Raw genomic sequence first — 15,348 nt, 5'->3', positions numbered from 1 at the left:
AAAGTGCAGGGCTTTTTTGTTGGTCGCAGGGTTGACGTAAACTGCCTGCCATAGCCGAAACCCTCTGCGGATGAACCCATGATTACCCTGAAACTTCAGGTCTGGCACTCTCAACAGCGGATACCCACCTGATGGACAGCGCCGATCTCAATGTCCTGCGCAGCGTGCTCGAATGGCGCCGTGCCGGGCAGCGGGTGGTGCTGTTCAGCGTGGTGCAGACCTGGGGCACCGCGCCCCGGGCGCCGGGAGCGATGCTCGCGTTGCGCGAGGATGGCGTGGTGATCGGCTCGGTGTCGGGCGGTTGTGTCGAGGATGACTTGATCGCCCGCCTGCACGACGGGCGCATCACCAGCGACGGCCCGCCGGTGCAGCTGATTACCTATGGCGTCACCCGCGAGGAGGCGGCGCGGTTCGGCTTGCCCTGTGGCGGCACGTTGCGCCTGACTGAAGAGCAGGTGGGTGATCCGGCGTGGGTCGCCGAGTTGCTCGCGCGGTGTGAGGCCCATGAGATTGTCGCTCGCGAGCTGAACATCGAAACCGGTGAGGTGGCGTTGTCGGCGGCGAGCAAGTCCGATGTGCTGGCATTCGATGGCAAGACCCTGCGCGCCATTTATGGCCCGCGCTGGCGTCTGCTGTTGATCGGCGCCGGACAGCTGTCGCGTTATGTGGCTGATATTGCCCGCCTGCTGGATTTCGAAGTGCTGATCTGCGATCCGCGTACCGAGTTCGTCTACGGTTGGGAAGAACACCATGGGCGTTTCGTTTCGGGCATGCCGGACGATGCGGTGCTGAGCATTCAGACGGACGAACGCACGGCCATCGTCGCGCTGACCCACGATCCCCGTCTGGATGATATGGCGTTGCTCACCGCGCTCGATTCGCCGGCGTTCTATGTCGGTGCACTGGGTTCGCGGGTCAACAGCCAGAAGCGTCGGGACAATCTGGCTCAGCTAGGCTTGTCAGAATCAGCCATTGCGCGATTACACGGGCCGATCGGTTTGCACATCGGCAGCCATTCACCGGCGGAGATTGCCCTGTCGTTGTTGGCGGAGATTGTGGCGATCAAGAACGGCGTCGAGTTGAAACAGAAGAAAGTCGTGGAGGGTTCATGAGTCGATCCATTGCAGTGATCGTATTGGCAGCGGGCGAGGGCAGTCGCTTTCGTGAGGTTGCCGGTGCCGACAAGGACAAGCTGCTGGCCGATTGCACCGGCCGCGACGGTGCGGTGCGTTCGGTGATCGAGCAGGTGTTGCTGAATCTGCCGGCCGGTCTCGACAAACGGGTGTTGGTGACCACAGAAGCGCGGCCGCAGGCCATGCGCATGGCGCAGGCTTATGGCTGCGATGTGGTCTCGATTGAATCGTCCGGAATGGGGGACAGCATTGCGGCGGGTGTTGCGGCTTGTCCGGAGGCGGATGGCTGGTTGATTGTGCTGGGCGATATGCCTTTTATCCTGCCGTCGAGTATTGAGCGGGTGGCGGCGGCGATTTCCGAGGATGCGGTGAGTGTGCCGGTGCAGGAGGGCGAGTTCGGCCATCCGGTGGGGTTCGGGCGTTCGTTCGGGACGGCGTTGCAGGCGTTGAGTGGCGATCGCGGCGCCAGGCCTTTGTTCAAGCAGGGCAGGGTGATTGAGGTAGCGGTGGATGATCCCGGGGTGTTGTGGGATATCGATGTGCCCGAGGCGTTGGTGTTCACTCAATCCTGAGCCCTGCATAAATCCTCTGTAGGAGTGAGCCTGCTCGCGATAGCGGTGGGTCAGTGTCATTTGTGGTGGCTGATACCCCGCAATCGCGAGCAGGCTCACTCCTACAAGGGATCGGGGTGATGCTTAAATTGGAGAGATAAAAAAAGCCCGCCTCGATTGCTCAGGCGGGGCTTTTTATTGGCTTTCGGAATCAGACGAGCGGTTTAGGCTCGTGTTCTTTTTCCTCGGCCGCTTGGTGATGCTCGACCGCGTCCTGAACGGAGCGTGGTGCTTCGGCGATCACCGACTCAACCACCGCTTCTTCAGTCACGGAAGCAACCTCGACCACTTCAGCAGCCGGAGCAGCAGCGGCAGCCAGTTCGGCTTCCTTCTGCAGGCGCTCGGCTTCACGCTTGCGGCGACGCACTTCACGTGGGTCGTTTGGCGCACGGCCGTTTGGCGTCAGGGCGCTGACCGGAGCGGCTTCAACCACTGGAGCAGGGGCTTCGGCAACCACTGGTGCTTCGACCACCGGTGTTTCAACCACTGGCGCTGGAGCAGGTTCGGCGGCTTCGACCACTGGCGCGGCAGTCTTGGCTTCTTCAACCACTGGGGCTTCAACGACTGGCGCTGGAGTTTCAGCGACGGCAGGCTCGGCAACCCAGTTGAACGCGGTCTGTTCTTCACGAACTTCACGCACGGTTTCGGTCACGGTTTCAGCAACGGTTTCAGCCACCGGCTCCGCGGTCGCGACTGGCGCTTCAACGGCAGGTTCTGCAGCGGCTTCAACCTGAGGCAGCGTTTCTTGAACCGGTGCCACTTCGACTTCCGGAGCAGCAACCACTTCCACTGGGGTAGTGGCCTCAACAACCGGCGCTTCCACTGGAGCGGTTTCCTGAACAGCGGCGGTGGCGCGTTCGGCTTGCTCGTGAGCCTGTGCTTCGGCCGGAGCGCTGATCACGCTGCTGGCAACAGCGGCGGTCACGGCCAGGCCGGCAGCCAGATCGGCAGCGCTTGGTGCTGTTTCAGCGTGTTCGCCGGACTCGGACTCTTCCGAACCTTCGATCACGTTGCCGTTGGCATCACGCTGACGCTCGCGACGGTTGCTGCGACGACGCTGACCACGGGAGCGACGACGTGGACGATCGCCTTCGGCGTTGTCCTGACCGTCTTCCGGCAGTTGCTCTTCGTTGCTGTTCACTTCTTCTTCAGCAACGGCAGCAGCAGCCTGCTCGGCACGTGGTTGACGCTCTTCACGCGGTGGGCGCGGTGCGCGCTCTTCGCGTGGCTGACGGGCCGGACGCTCTTCTGCGACCACAGCGGCAGCGGCTACTGGTGCAGCCGGAGCGGCGTCCAGTGGCTCGCGCAGTTCACGCACACGCTCTTCACGCTCGCCACGTGGCTTGCGATCTTCGCGTGGTGCACGTGGTGCACGTTCTTCACGCGGAGCACGTGGAGCACGTTCTTCGCGGGCGGCTGGCGCCTCGGTGCGCGCCTCACGCGGCTCGCGAACTTCACGGGCTTCACGTGGCTGACGCTCTTCACGCGGCTCGCGTGGCGCGCGTTCTTCACGCGGTGCACGTTCTTCGCGCGGCTTGCGCTCTTCATCGCGGCGACCGTTACGGTTGCGGCTCTGCTGACGACCGTTGCGACGCTCTTCGTTGCGGGCCGGACGCTCGGTGGCCGGTTTTTCAACCACGACCGGAGCGGCTGGCTCTTCTTTGGTCGCGAACAGGCTGACCAGCGACTTCACCAGGCCCTTGAACAGGCTTGGCTCTGGCGCGGCAACCGGAGCCGGTGCAGCAGCGGCAGGCGCGGCGACTTCGGTTGGCACCGGCGCATTGGCACGGGCCGGCGCAGTCTTGACCGCGGCTTCCTGGCGAACCAGGGTGCGGGTCGCAGCGGCTGGCTGGACTTCTTCGACTTCGGCAGCGGCAGCAGCGATTTCGTAGCTGGACTGGTTGGTCGCGGCTTCCGGGCTGTCGTCACGCAGACGCTGAACTTCGAAGTGCGGGGTTTCGAGGTGATCGTTCGGCAGAATGACGATACGGGCACGGGTGCGCAGTTCGATCTTGGTGATCGAGTTGCGTTTTTCGTTGAGCAGGAACGCGGCGACCGGGATCGGCACCTGGGCGCGCACTTCGGCAGTGCGGTCTTTCAGGGCTTCTTCTTCGATCAGGCGCAGGATTGCCAGCGACAGCGATTCGACGTCACGGATGATGCCGGTGCCGTTGCAGCGTGGGCAGACGATGCCGCTGCTTTCGCCCAGCGATGGACGCAGGCGCTGACGGGACATTTCCAGCAGGCCGAAGCGCGAAATGCGGCCGATCTGCACGCGAGCGCGGTCGGCTTCCAGGCATTCGCGGACTTTCTCTTCCACGGCGCGCTGGTTCTTGGCCGGGGTCATGTCGATGAAGTCGATGACGATCAGGCCGCCGATGTCGCGCAGGCGCAACTGACGGGCGATTTCTTCAGCGGCTTCAAGGTTGGTCTGCAGGGCGGTTTCTTCGATGTCGCTGCCTTTGGTGGCGCGCGCCGAGTTGATGTCGATGGACACCAGGGCTTCGGTCGGATCGATGACGATGGAGCCGCCGGAAGGCAGTTCAACGACGCGCTGGAAAGCGGTCTCGATCTGGCTTTCGATCTGGAAACGGTTGAACAGCGGCACGCTGTCTTCGTACAGCTTGATCTTGCTGGCGTACTGCGGCATCACCTGGCGGATGAAGGTCAGGGCTTCGTCCTGGGCTTCCACGCTGTCGATCAGCACTTCGCCGATGTCCTGGCGCAGGTAATCGCGGATGGCGCGGATGATCACGTTGCTTTCCTGGTAGATCAGGAATGGCGCGGAGCGATCCAGCGAGGCTTCTTTGATGGCGGTCCACAGTTGCAGCAGGTAGTCGAGGTCCCACTGCATTTCTTCGCTGCTGCGGCCCAGGCCGGCAGTGCGCACGATCAGACCCATGTCGGCGGGTGCAACCAGGCCGTTCAGCGCTTCGCGCAGTTCGTTGCGCTCTTCGCCTTCGATACGACGGGAGATACCGCCGGCACGCGGGTTGTTCGGCATCAGTACGAGGTAACGACCGGCCAGGCTGATGAAGGTGGTCAGGGCAGCGCCCTTGTTGCCACGTTCTTCTTTTTCGACCTGAACGATGACTTCCTGGCCTTCGCTCAGGACGTCCTTGATGTTGACGCGGCCTTCAGGGGCTTTCTTGAAGTATTCGCGGGAGATTTCTTTGAGGGGCAGGAAGCCGTGGCGCTCAGAGCCGAAATCGACAAAGGCAGCCTCAAGGCTTGGTTCGATGCGAGTGATACGGCCTTTGTAGATGTTGGCCTTCTTCTGCTCGCGTGCACCGGATTCGATGTCCAGGTCGTAGAGGCGTTGGCCATCTACCAGTGCAACACGCAACTCTTCGGGTTGAGTTGCGTTAATCAGCATTCTTTTCATGTAGTACCGTCGGTTTCCGGGCTGCCGGAAACGGCGTTCGGCACACACGACTTCTCACGGTCGGTGTCAGGTGCGTCGGGAGTGGTTGGCCATTCCCGTGTCCAGCGATGTCAGGCCAATTGGGCCGATATCGCGACGTACGCGTCCTGCTTGCTGTGGCTACTTAAGCACTCAGTCAGGAGGAGGAATCAACCAGCGGCTGTGGACGAGATGAAGCGTCTTGATAAAGCCTATTGCTACACAGTCCGGCGGTTGTGCATCTCCACCCTACACGTATCCCTGATAATTCGGGTGCTGCCGCGCGCAGAATCCGCAGCGGGTTGGCATTTACCGTGAGCTCCGAAAGGGGAGGTCACGCATCATGGCTAATTCAGGCGATGTTTCCGAAGCCTTCGCTCGGGGTCATCTGCAGCTGACTGCACTTTGTGAACTGGCCTCGAATATGTGCCTGTCAGGCGAGTGAAAACTCTGCTCGACGGTGTAATTCAGGCCTCATGTCACCTGCGCTTGTTACAACTGCAAACTCCACCGTTACGTAGCGAAAGCCCCGTAGGACGGCCTCGCGTCCTGGTGAATTGCGTTGGTCAGGGCCGGTTTTTGACCGTGGTTCCGCTGTCCAGGCCGCTTTTGGCGGCGTTCGCGACTATAGCAGCAATGATTAAGTGCTTCAATTCCATAAAAATTGTTATCATCCGCGGCATGACAACTACTGCCCCTTCGACTCCAGGCGTTCAACTGCTTGAAGTCTCGCCGGAGTATGCCGGCCAACGAATCGACAATTTCCTCCTTGCCCGGCTCAAAGGCGTGCCCAAGACCTTGATTTACCGCATTTTGCGTAAAGGCGAAGTGCGCGTGAACAAGGGGCGGATCAAGCCCGAATACAAGCTGCAGGCCGGCGATATCGTGCGCGTGCCGCCGGTTCGTGTGCCTGAGCGCGACGAACCGGTGCCTTTGGCCCAAGGCCTGTTGCAGCGCCTGGAAGCCTCGATTGTCTACGAAGACAAAGCCCTGATCGTGATCAACAAGCCCGCCGGCATTGCGGTTCACGGCGGCAGCGGCTTGAATTACGGCGTCATCGAAGCCTTTCGTCAGTTGCGCCCCGATGCCAAGGAGCTGGAGCTGGTTCACCGTCTCGACCGTGACACCTCCGGCCTGCTGATGATCGCCAAAAAGCGCAGCATGTTGCGGCACTTGCACGCCGCCTTGCGCGGTGACGGTGTCGACAAGCGCTATATGGCGCTGGTTCGCGGCAACTGGGCGACTTCGATCAAGCAGGTTCGTGCGGCGCTCGGCAAGAGCAACCTGCGCTCCGGCGAGCGCATGGTCGAGGTCGACGAGGAGGAGGGCAAGGAGTCGGTGACCGTGTTCAAGGTCCTGCGTCGCTTCGGCGACTTTGCCACCCTGATCGAAGCCAAGCCGATCACCGGCCGCACGCACCAGATCCGCGTCCACACGTTGCACGCCGGGCACTGCATTGCCGGCGACACCAAGTACGGCGATGACGGTTTCAGCAAGGAAATCCGTGATCTGGGCGGCAAGCGTCTGTTCCTGCACGCCTACATGCTGACCGTGCCGCTGCCCGATGGCGGTGAACTCAAGTTGCAGGCGCCGGTCGATGAAATGTGGGCCAAGACCGTGGAGCGATTGAGTGCGCCCATCTGATTACAAACTGCTGATTTTCGATTGGGACGGCACCCTCGCCGATTCCATTCATCGGATTGTCGAAGCGATGCACTCGGCATCCGGGCGCTCGGGTTTCGAGTTGCGCGATGACTTTGCTGTCAAGGGCATCATCGGTCTGGGCTTGCCCGAGGCCATTCGCACCTTGTACCCGGACATCAGCGATGCCGAGATGACCTTGTTTCGCGAGTACTACGCCGATCACTACATTGCGGCAGAAGCCGTGCCTTCGCCGCTGTTCGAAGGCGTAGTCGAGTCGATGGCGTCGTTTCGCGAGCAGGGTTATCACCTGGCGGTGGCGACAGGCAAGAATCGTCGCGGACTGGATCGGGTGCTCAAAGCCAATGGCTGGGAAGATTATTTCGATATCACCCGCGCTGCGGACGAAACCGCAAGCAAGCCGCACCCGTTGATGCTTGAGCAGATTCTCGCGCATTGCGGCGTACGCCCTGAGCAGGCGCTGATGGTCGGGGATTCGTCCTTCGATCTGCTGATGGCACGCAATGCGGGCATGGCGTCGGTGGCGGTCAGTTACGGTGCGCAGTCGATTGAATCGCTACAGCAGTTTGAGCCGTGCCTGTCGATCGACCATTTTAGTGAGTTGCATGCCTGGCTGGGGCAGCAGGCCAAATAAGTTTTTTCTGGGGTGGACTGGATGACCGACGAATGGAAAGCACCGGCCAAGACAAGTGCCGACGACGGTGACGCAAAGAGCTGGAAGCTGTTGGAGAAAACCCTGCTGGCCAGCGTGCAGGAGCAGCGTCGCTCACGGCGTTGGGGGATTTTCTTCAAGCTGCTGACGTTTGTTTATCTGTTTGTTGCGCTGATCCTGTTCACGCCGTTGATGGACATGGAAAAAAGCGCAACTCGTGGCCCGAACTACACCGCGCTGATCGATGTCACCGGCATGATTGCCGACAAAGAGCCTGCGAGCGCTGACAACATCGTTGGCAGCCTGCGTGCGGCCTTCGAGGACAAGAAGGTCAAGGGCGTGATCCTGCGGATCAACAGTCCTGGCGGCAGTCCGGTGCAGTCGGGTTATGTGTATGACGAGATCAAGCGTCTGCGCGGTCTGCACCCGGATACCAAGGTGTATGCGGTGATTTCCGATCTCGGTGCGTCCGGTGCCTATTACATCGCCAGCGCGGCGGATCAGATCTATGCCGACAAGGCCAGTCTGGTCGGCTCCATCGGTGTGACGGCGGCGGGTTACGGGTTTGTCGGCACCATGGACAAGCTGGGCGTCGAGCGTCGCACTTACACCTCGGGTGAGCACAAATCGTTTCTGGATCCGTTCCAGCCGCAGAAGCCTGACGAGACTGCGTTCTGGCAGACCGTGCTGGATACAACGCACAAGCAGTTCATCAACAGTGTCAAACAGGGTCGTGGCGATCGCCTGAAGGACAAGGAGCATCCGGAGTTGTTTTCCGGGCTGGTCTGGTCCGGCGAGCAAGCGCTGCCGTTGGGTCTGATCGATGGTCTGGGTAATGCCAGTTCGGTGGCGCGGGATGTGATTGGCGAGAAAGAGCTGGTGGATTTCACTGTGCAGGAATCGCCGTTCGACCGATTCTCGAAGAAACTTGGCGCCAGTGTGGCTGAGCAGTTGGCGATGTGGATGGGGTTCCACGGGCCATCGTTGCGTTAAGCGTGGTGCAGTGTTGAAAAGAAACCGGCCTCAATGGCCGGTTTTTTGTGCGTTAAGGGATTTGCACGCCCTCGGCCAGCAACATGTCTATCAGCCGAATCAGCGGCAGGCCGATCAGGCTGGTGGCGTCAGGCCCCTCGGTGGACTGAAACAGGCTCACACCCAGACCTTCGGCCTTGAAGCTGCCGGCGCAGTCGTAGGGCTGCTCCAGGCGCAGGTAGCGCTCGATGCGTGCTTCGTCGAGCTGGCGCATATGCACGGTAAACGGCACGCAGTCGACCTGGCAGTGGCCGGTCTGGCTGTTGAGCAGGGCCAGGCCGGTGAGGAAGGTCACGCTGGCGCCGCTGGCGGCCAGCAGTTGCTCGCGAGCCTTGTCGAAGGTGTGCGGCTTGCCGATGATCCGGTCGCCGAGCACTGCGACCTGGTCCGAGCCGATAATCAGATGAGCAGAGTGGCTGGCCGCCAGTGCGCGAGCTTTCTGTTCGGCGAGGCGCTTGACCAGTTCGATGGCGGATTCGCCCGGCCGGTGGCTTTCGTCGATATCTGGCGAGCTGCAGACGAACGGCAGGTGCAGGCGGGCGAGCAATTCCCGGCGATAGGTCGAGCTCGAAGCAAGTAATAAAGGCAGCATTGGCGTCTCCTGAGGCAGGCGCGAATTCTAGCGGAGGCACGCAAGTGACGGACAGGGCACAATTTCCTTTGACATGGGTGGGGGCATCCCTATAATGCTGCGCCTATGTTGAATGACCCGATTCCACCTCACGTTGACCCGCGCAAATTGGCTGACCGTGGCACCACCCTTCAAGGTGAGCTGCTGCTGGCCGATTTGAAGAGACTCTGCGACCCGCTTTCCGACGATGTCGGTACGGTGCAGGCCAAATTCGTTTTTGAACGAGATGAACGTAAATCTGTGGTGATCCACAGCTTTATCGACACCGAAGTCAAAATGGTTTGCCAGCGTTGTCTTGAGCTGGTCACCCTGCCGATCCACAGCGAATGCAGTTACGCTGTCGTGAAGGAGGGTGCGAATACCCAGTCGTTACCGAAAGGTTATGACGTGCTGGAACTGGGCGAAGATCCATTGGATCTGCAGTCACTGATCGAGGAGGAGCTTCTGCTCGCCTTGCCCATTGTGCCTGCTCATCATCCGGAAGAATGCCAGCAGCCGGCGGGAGCAGATGAACCCGAACCGAGCGAGGACGAGGTAACGCGGTCCAACCCGTTCAGTGTATTGGCGCAGTTAAAGCGTGACCCAAACGTTTAGGAGTTAATCAATTATGGCTGTTCAGCAGAACAAAAAATCCCGCTCTGCCCGTGACATGCGCCGTTCGCACGACGCTCTCGAGGCTAGCACCCTGTCTGTAGAAAAAACCACTGGTGAAGTTCACCTGCGTCACCACGTATCGCCAGAAGGCGTATACCGTGGCCGTAAAGTGATCGACAAGGGCGCTGACGAGTAATCACTTGTCTGCTCAAGTCATCGCGATTGACGCAATGGGCGGGGACTTCGGTCCCCGCAGCATTGTTCAGGCCAGCCTCGCTTGCCTTTCTGCTACGCCCTCGCTGCACCTGACCCTCGTCGGTCAACCCTCCCTTCTTGAAGAACTGATCAACGGCCAATCGGCTGCCGATCGCGCGCGCCTGACGATTGTCCCGGCGTCTGAAGTCATCAGCATGGACGAAAAGCCGACCCAGGCCTTGCGTGGCAAGCCGGATTCGTCGATGCGTGTCGCCCTGGAACTGGTGCGTGACGGCAAGGCTCAGGCCTGTGTCAGCGCCGGCAATACCGGTGCGTTGATGGCGCTGTCGCGATTTGTGCTCAAGACCTTGCCGGGGATTGATCGGCCGGCGATGGTGGCGGCGATTCCGACGCAAAAGGGTTATTGCCAGTTGCTCGACCTGGGGGCCAACGTCGATTGCAGCGCCGAGCATCTGTTGCAGTTCGCGGTGATGGGGTCGGTGGCGGCGCAGACGCTGGGCATCGCCCGGCCGCGCGTTGCGTTGCTGAATATCGGCACCGAAGACATCAAGGGCAATCAGCAGGTCAAGCTGGCGGCGACCTTGCTGCAGGCTGCGCGTGGCATCAATTACATCGGCTTTGTCGAGGGTGATGGTCTGTATCGCGGCGAGGCGGATGTGGTGGTCTGTGACGGTTTTGTCGGCAATATCCTGCTCAAGTCCAGCGAAGGGCTGGCGACGATGATCGCCGCGCGCATCGAAGCCTTGTTCAGGAAAAACCTTGCTTCGCGCGTTGTAGGTGCTTTGGCCCTGCCATTGATGAAGCGCCTGCAGGCTGATCTGGCGCCGGCGCGACATAACGGCGCAAGCTTCCTCGGCTTGCAGGGTATCGTGGTGAAAAGTCACGGTTCGGCCGGGGTTCAGGGCTTTCAGAGCGCGATTCAGCGCGCGCTGATCGAGATTCAGGAGAACTTGCCCGAGCGCCTCCACGGTCGTCTGGAGGATCTGTTGTCTTAGGCGTTTTCGTCGGACAATGCTTAAATGTGACCGCCCGGTTCAAAGGGCCATCCAACTGTCAGTTTCTTGCGTCCCCCAGTGGGGCGTCATTTTCGACGACAAGATCATTAGGGGCTTGTTACATGTCTGCTTCCCTCGCATTCGTCTTTCCAGGACAGGGTTCGCAGTCCCTCGGCATGCTCGCCGAGCTGGGCGCGGAATATCCGTTGATCCTCGAAACCTTCAAAGAAGCCTCTGAGGCTCTGGGCTATGACCTGTGGGCACTAACCCAGCAGGGCCCGGAAGAGCTGCTCAATCAAACCGACAAAACCCAACCGGCCATTCTGACCGCTTCGATCGCCCTGTGGCGTCTGTGGCTGGCTGAAGGTGGCGCGCGTCCGGCCTTCGTTGCCGGTCACAGCCTGGGTGAATACAGCGCGCTGGTTGCGGCCGGCAGCCTGAGCCTGGCTGACGCGGTGAAGCTCGTTGAGCGCCGTGGCCAGTTGATGCAGGAAGCCGTTCCGGCCGGGCAGGGCGGCATGGCTGCAATCCTCGGTCTGGAAGACGCTGATGTGCTGGCGGCCTGTGCCGAAGCGGCGCAAGGCGAAGTGGTCAGCGCGGTGAACTTCAACTCGCCGGGCCAGGTAGTGATTGCCGGCGCCAAGGCTGCGGTCGAGCGTGCCATCGAAGGCTGCAAGGCCCGTGGTGCCAAGCGCGCCATGCCGTTGCCGGTGAGCGTGCCTTCGCACTGCGAACTGATGCGCCCGGCTGCCGAGCGCTTTGCCGAATCCATCGCCGCCATCAACTGGCAGGCGCCGCAGATCCCGGTCGTACAGAACGTCAGCGCGCAAGTGCCGGCTGATCTGGACACCCTCAAGCGTGATCTGCTCGAACAACTGTACAAGCCGGTTCGCTGGGTTGAATCGATCCAGACCCTGGCTGCCAAAGGCGCCACAAGTCTGGTCGAATGCGGCCCGGGCAAGGTCCTGGCCGGTCTGAACAAACGTTGCGCCGAAGGCGTTTCGACTTCCAATCTCAATACCCCAGACGCTTTCGCTGCCGCTCGCGCAGCGCTGGCCTGAATCAGGAGAAACTTGCATGAGTCTGCAAGGTAAAGTTGCACTGGTCACCGGTGCAAGCCGCGGTATCGGCCAGGCTATCGCCCTGGAACTGGGTCGTCAGGGCGCCATCGTTGTTGGCACCGCGACCTCTGCCAAGGGTGCCGAGGCGATTGCTGCCACGCTCAAGGAGCATGGGATTCAAGGTACCGGTCTGGAACTGAACGTCACCAGCGACGAATCGGTCAGCGCCGTGCTGGCGAGCATTCAGGAGCAGTTCGGCGCGCCGGCGATTCTGGTCAATAATGCCGGCATCACCCGCGATAACCTGATGATGCGCATGAAAGACGATGAATGGTACGACGTGATCGATACCAACCTGAACAGTCTGTATCGCCTGTCCAAGGGCGTTTTGCGTGGCATGACCAAGGCGCGCTGGGGCCGAATTATCAGTATTGGCTCGGTGGTGGGTGCCATGGGCAACGCAGGCCAAGTAAACTATGCAGCCGCCAAGGCCGGTCTGGAAGGTTTCAGCCGTGCAATGGCGCGTGAAGTCGGTTCGCGTTCGATTACGGTCAACTCGGTAACCCCTGGGTTCATCGACACCGATATGACCCGCGAACTGCCGGAAGCACAGCGTGAAGCCTTGCAGACGCAGATTCCGCTGGGCCGTCTGGGACAAGCTCAAGAGATCGCCTCGGTGGTCGCTTTTCTTGCATCCGACGGTGCGGCATACGTCACTGGGGCTACAATCCCGGTGAACGGTGGGATGTACATGTAAGTAAAATGTGACGGATTGCTTCAAAAAAATGTCATACGAGCTGTCTAAAATCCGTTATAAAGCTGCAATCTATTTATAGGCAGAGGGCCGCAGGGTTTGAGGAGTGAAGCTTTCAGTTGAAAAGCTGAAAAGCCTTTCTATACACTTACCCACTGGCCAGCTGCCTGAATTTGTCCATTAGGAGTGAAAACAAGGTATGAGCACCATCGAAGAGCGCGTCAAGAAAATCGTTGCCGAGCAACTGGGCGTTAAAGAAGAAGAAGTGGTCAACACTGCTTCCTTCGTTGAAGACCTGGGTGCCGACTCCCTTGACACCGTTGAGCTGGTGATGGCTCTGGAAGAGGAATTCGAGACCGAAATCCCTGACGAAGAAGCTGAGAAGATCACTACTGTACAAGCTGCAATCGACTACGTTACTAGCCACCAGGCGTAATAGTTTGTAATCGTTGTCTGCTGTCATGGAAAAACCGCACTGCCATCATGGCGTGCGGTTTTTTCTTTAGGCCTGATGCAAAGTCGTCATTTGAAAAAGGAGAGTGCTGTGTCGCGTAGACGCGTCGTAGTCACCGGTATGGGTATGTTGTCGCCACTGGGCACGGATGTGCCGAGCAGTTGGCAGGGCATTCTGGCTGGCCGCAGTGGCATTGGTCTGATCGAACACACCGACCTTTCTGCCTATTCCACCCGTTTTGGCGGCTCGGTAAAGGGCTTCAATGTCGAGGAATACCTGTCGGTCAAGGAAGCACGCAAGCTCGACCTGTTCATTCAGTACGGTCTGGCCGCGGGTTTTCAGGCTGTTCGCAACGCCGGTCTGGAAGTTACCGACGCCAACCGTGAGCGCATTGGCGTGGCCATGGGCTCGGGCATCGGCGGTCTGACCAACATCGAAGAAACCAGCCGTACCCTGCATGAGACGGGCCCGCGTCGAATTTCGCCTTTCTTCGTGCCAGGCTCGATCATCAATATGATTTCCGGTTTTCTGTCCATCCACCTGGGTGCACAGGGGCCGAACTACGCCATTTCCACTGCTTGTACCACCGGTACGCACTGCATTGGCATGGCGGCGCGCAACATCATGTACGACGAAGCCGACGTAATGATCGCCGGTGGTGCCGAGATGGCCGCGTGTGGTCTGGGCATGGGCGGCTTCGGCGCGTCCCGTGCGCTGTCGACCCGCAACGACGAACCGACCCGCGCCAGTCGTCCATGGGACAAGGGCCGTGATGGCTTCGTGCTGTCTGACGGTGCCGGTGCATTGGTACTCGAAGAGCTCGAACACGCCAAGGCCCGTGGTGCCACGATCTACGCCGAGCTGATTGGCTTCGGCACCAGTGGCGATGCGTTCCACATGACGTCGCCACCCGCTGATGGTGCTGGTGCAGCGCGCTGCATCACCAATGCCCTGCGCGATGCGAAGATCAATATCGACCAGGTGCAGTACATCAACGCCCACGGTACCTCGACCCCGGCCGGCGACCTTGCCGAAGCCAACGCGATCAAGACGGTGTTCGGTGATCACGCCTACAACCTGGCGGTCAGCTCCACCAAGTCGATGACCGGTCATCTGTTGGGTGCGGCAGGCGCGGTCGAGGCGATCTTCAGTGTGCTGGCGATCAATAGCCAGGTGGCCCCGCCGACCATCAACCTCGACGAGCCGGATGAAGGCTGCGATCTCGACTTCGTGCCGCACACTGCGCGCAACATGGATATCGACGTCGTACTGTCCAACTCCTTCGGGTTTGGTGGCACCAACGGCACGTTGGCATTCCGCCGGTTCGCAGGCTGATGGACTGCTGGGTCGACGGTCAGCCGGCTGACGCTCTGTCGCTGAAAGATCGCGGCCTGGCTTACGGCGATGGTCTGTTCGAGACCATTGCCGTGCACGGCGGCCAACCGGTGCTGCTGGACCGCCATCTGACGCGTCTGGCCGAGGGTTGCTCGCGGCTGGCCATCGCGGCGGATATCGAGCGGGTTCGTTCCGAGCTGCTGAGCTATGCGGCAGCGATGGGCGAGGGCGTGCTCAAGCTCATTCTCACTCGTGGTGACGGCTTGCGTGGCTACGCGCCCGATCCTGCGGCGCAGGGCCGCCGCATTCTGCAAGGCAATCCTCCTGCTGCTTACCCTGCCATGCATGGCGAGCAGGGCGTGCGCCTGTTTCCCTGCGTCACGCGGTTATCCAACCAGCCGTTGCTGGCCGGTCTCAAGCATCTGAATCGTCTGGAACAAGTGCTCGCCCGCGCCGAATGGCACGATGGCGAACACGCCGAAGGCTTGATGCTCGATCAGGCCGGGCGGGTCATCGAAGGCGTGTTCAGCAACCTGTTTCTGGTGCGCGACGGCGTATTGATTACCCCGGATCTGAAACGCTGCGGCGTGGCCGGTGTGATGCGTGCTGAAATATTGTTTCAGGCCGAGTCATTGGCCATCCCCACGCAAATCACCGACATCAGCCTCGAACAGCTGCAATGGGCTGATGAAGTCTTCATGTGCAACAGCGTGTATGGCGTCTGGCCGGTCCGCGCCTACGCTGCACTGAGCTGGCCGGTTGGCCCGCTCACCCGTAAACTGCAAACCACTGCCCGCGCGCTACTGGATGCCTGA

The 15,348-nt window shown here is 60.5% G+C and carries 15 protein-coding genes; 13 read left to right on the top strand and 2 right to left on the bottom strand.

The features are described 5' to 3' along the window. Window positions 1-131: 131 nt before the first annotated feature. Window positions 132-1,112 (top strand): XdhC family protein, encoded by a 981-nt coding sequence (locus PMI25_RS26280; protein WP_007967586.1) that lies wholly within the window; start codon window positions 132-134, stop codon window positions 1,110-1,112. Beyond that, the gene (locus tag PMI25_RS26275; protein WP_007967588.1) at window positions 1,109-1,705 is read left to right on the top strand and encodes a nucleotidyltransferase family protein; all 597 of its coding nucleotides are present in this window, start codon (window positions 1,109-1,111) and stop codon (window positions 1,703-1,705) included. Before PMI25_RS26280 ends, PMI25_RS26275 begins: the two co-directional genes overlap by 4 nt. 190 nt (window positions 1,706-1,895) lie before the next feature. Here the strand turns inward: PMI25_RS26275 and rne are convergent, their stop codons facing one another. Then, complete coding sequence (gene rne / locus PMI25_RS26270; RefSeq protein WP_007967591.1) at window positions 1,896-5,129, bottom strand: ribonuclease E; 3,234 nt, start codon at window positions 5,127-5,129, stop codon at window positions 1,896-1,898. Between the two features lie 699 nt (window positions 5,130-5,828). On the opposite strand from rne, the gene rluC reads away from it, so the two are divergent. From rluC to sppA, 3 genes are read left to right on the top strand one after another with little or no spacing between them, the layout of a single operon-like run. After that, window positions 5,829-6,791 carry a 23S rRNA pseudouridine(955/2504/2580) synthase RluC gene (rluC, locus tag PMI25_RS26265; protein WP_007950779.1) on the top strand — a complete coding sequence of 321 codons (963 nt, stop codon included), beginning with the start codon at window positions 5,829-5,831 and terminating at the stop codon, window positions 6,789-6,791. Beyond that, the gene (locus PMI25_RS26260; RefSeq protein ID WP_007967593.1) at window positions 6,778-7,443 is read left to right on the top strand and encodes an HAD-IA family hydrolase; all 666 of its coding nucleotides are present in this window, start codon (window positions 6,778-6,780) and stop codon (window positions 7,441-7,443) included. Before rluC ends, PMI25_RS26260 begins: the two co-directional genes overlap by 14 nt. A gap of 21 nt (window positions 7,444-7,464) precedes the next feature. After that, complete coding sequence (sppA, locus tag PMI25_RS26255; protein WP_007967595.1) at window positions 7,465-8,454, top strand: signal peptide peptidase SppA; 990 nt, start codon at window positions 7,465-7,467, stop codon at window positions 8,452-8,454. 52 nt (window positions 8,455-8,506) lie between these two features. Here the strand turns inward: sppA and PMI25_RS26250 are convergent, their stop codons facing one another. Further along, entirely contained in the window at window positions 8,507-9,085 is a 579-nt protein-coding gene (locus PMI25_RS26250) for a Maf family protein (RefSeq protein ID WP_007967597.1), read from the bottom strand. A 105-nt stretch (window positions 9,086-9,190) separates the two neighbouring features. Between PMI25_RS26250 and PMI25_RS26245 the strand changes: the two genes are divergently transcribed. The 8 genes from PMI25_RS26245 (at window position 9,191) to pabC (ending at window position 15,348) form a co-directional block, all read left to right on the top strand. Continuing rightward, on the top strand, window positions 9,191-9,718 hold the full coding sequence (locus PMI25_RS26245; RefSeq protein ID WP_003204262.1) for a YceD family protein: 528 nt from the start codon (window positions 9,191-9,193) through the stop codon (window positions 9,716-9,718). A 13-nt stretch (window positions 9,719-9,731) separates the two neighbouring features. Further along, window positions 9,732-9,914 carry a 50S ribosomal protein L32 gene (gene rpmF, locus PMI25_RS26240; RefSeq protein WP_003179396.1) on the top strand — a complete coding sequence of 61 codons (183 nt, stop codon included), beginning with the start codon at window positions 9,732-9,734 and terminating at the stop codon, window positions 9,912-9,914. A gap of 4 nt (window positions 9,915-9,918) precedes the next feature. After that, window positions 9,919-10,929, top strand: a complete 1,011-nt coding sequence (gene plsX, locus PMI25_RS26235) for a phosphate acyltransferase PlsX (protein WP_081755240.1) — start codon at window positions 9,919-9,921, stop codon at window positions 10,927-10,929. A gap of 122 nt (window positions 10,930-11,051) precedes the next feature. Next, window positions 11,052-11,990 carry an ACP S-malonyltransferase gene (gene fabD, locus PMI25_RS26230; RefSeq protein WP_007967599.1) on the top strand — a complete coding sequence of 313 codons (939 nt, stop codon included), beginning with the start codon at window positions 11,052-11,054 and terminating at the stop codon, window positions 11,988-11,990. A gap of 16 nt (window positions 11,991-12,006) precedes the next feature. Beyond that, the gene (gene fabG, locus PMI25_RS26225; protein WP_007967600.1) at window positions 12,007-12,747 is read left to right on the top strand and encodes a 3-oxoacyl-ACP reductase FabG; all 741 of its coding nucleotides are present in this window, start codon (window positions 12,007-12,009) and stop codon (window positions 12,745-12,747) included. Window positions 12,748-12,943: 196 nt separating this feature from the next. Continuing rightward, a complete protein-coding gene (gene acpP / locus PMI25_RS26220) occupies window positions 12,944-13,180 on the top strand; it encodes an acyl carrier protein (protein WP_003175607.1) in 237 nt (78 codons plus the stop codon). Between the two features lie 108 nt (window positions 13,181-13,288). Next, the gene (fabF, locus tag PMI25_RS26215) at window positions 13,289-14,533 is read left to right on the top strand and encodes a beta-ketoacyl-ACP synthase II (protein WP_003227039.1); all 1,245 of its coding nucleotides are present in this window, start codon (window positions 13,289-13,291) and stop codon (window positions 14,531-14,533) included. Continuing rightward, the gene (gene pabC / locus PMI25_RS26210; RefSeq protein ID WP_007967601.1) at window positions 14,533-15,348 is read left to right on the top strand and encodes an aminodeoxychorismate lyase; all 816 of its coding nucleotides are present in this window, start codon (window positions 14,533-14,535) and stop codon (window positions 15,346-15,348) included. Before fabF ends, pabC begins: the two co-directional genes overlap by 1 nt.

Origin of the sequence: Pseudomonas sp. GM30 (assembly GCF_000282275.2) — a bacterium.
Lineage (GTDB): Bacteria > Pseudomonadota > Gammaproteobacteria > Pseudomonadales > Pseudomonadaceae > Aquipseudomonas.
This window is presented reverse-complemented; position numbering and strand designations above follow the sequence as displayed.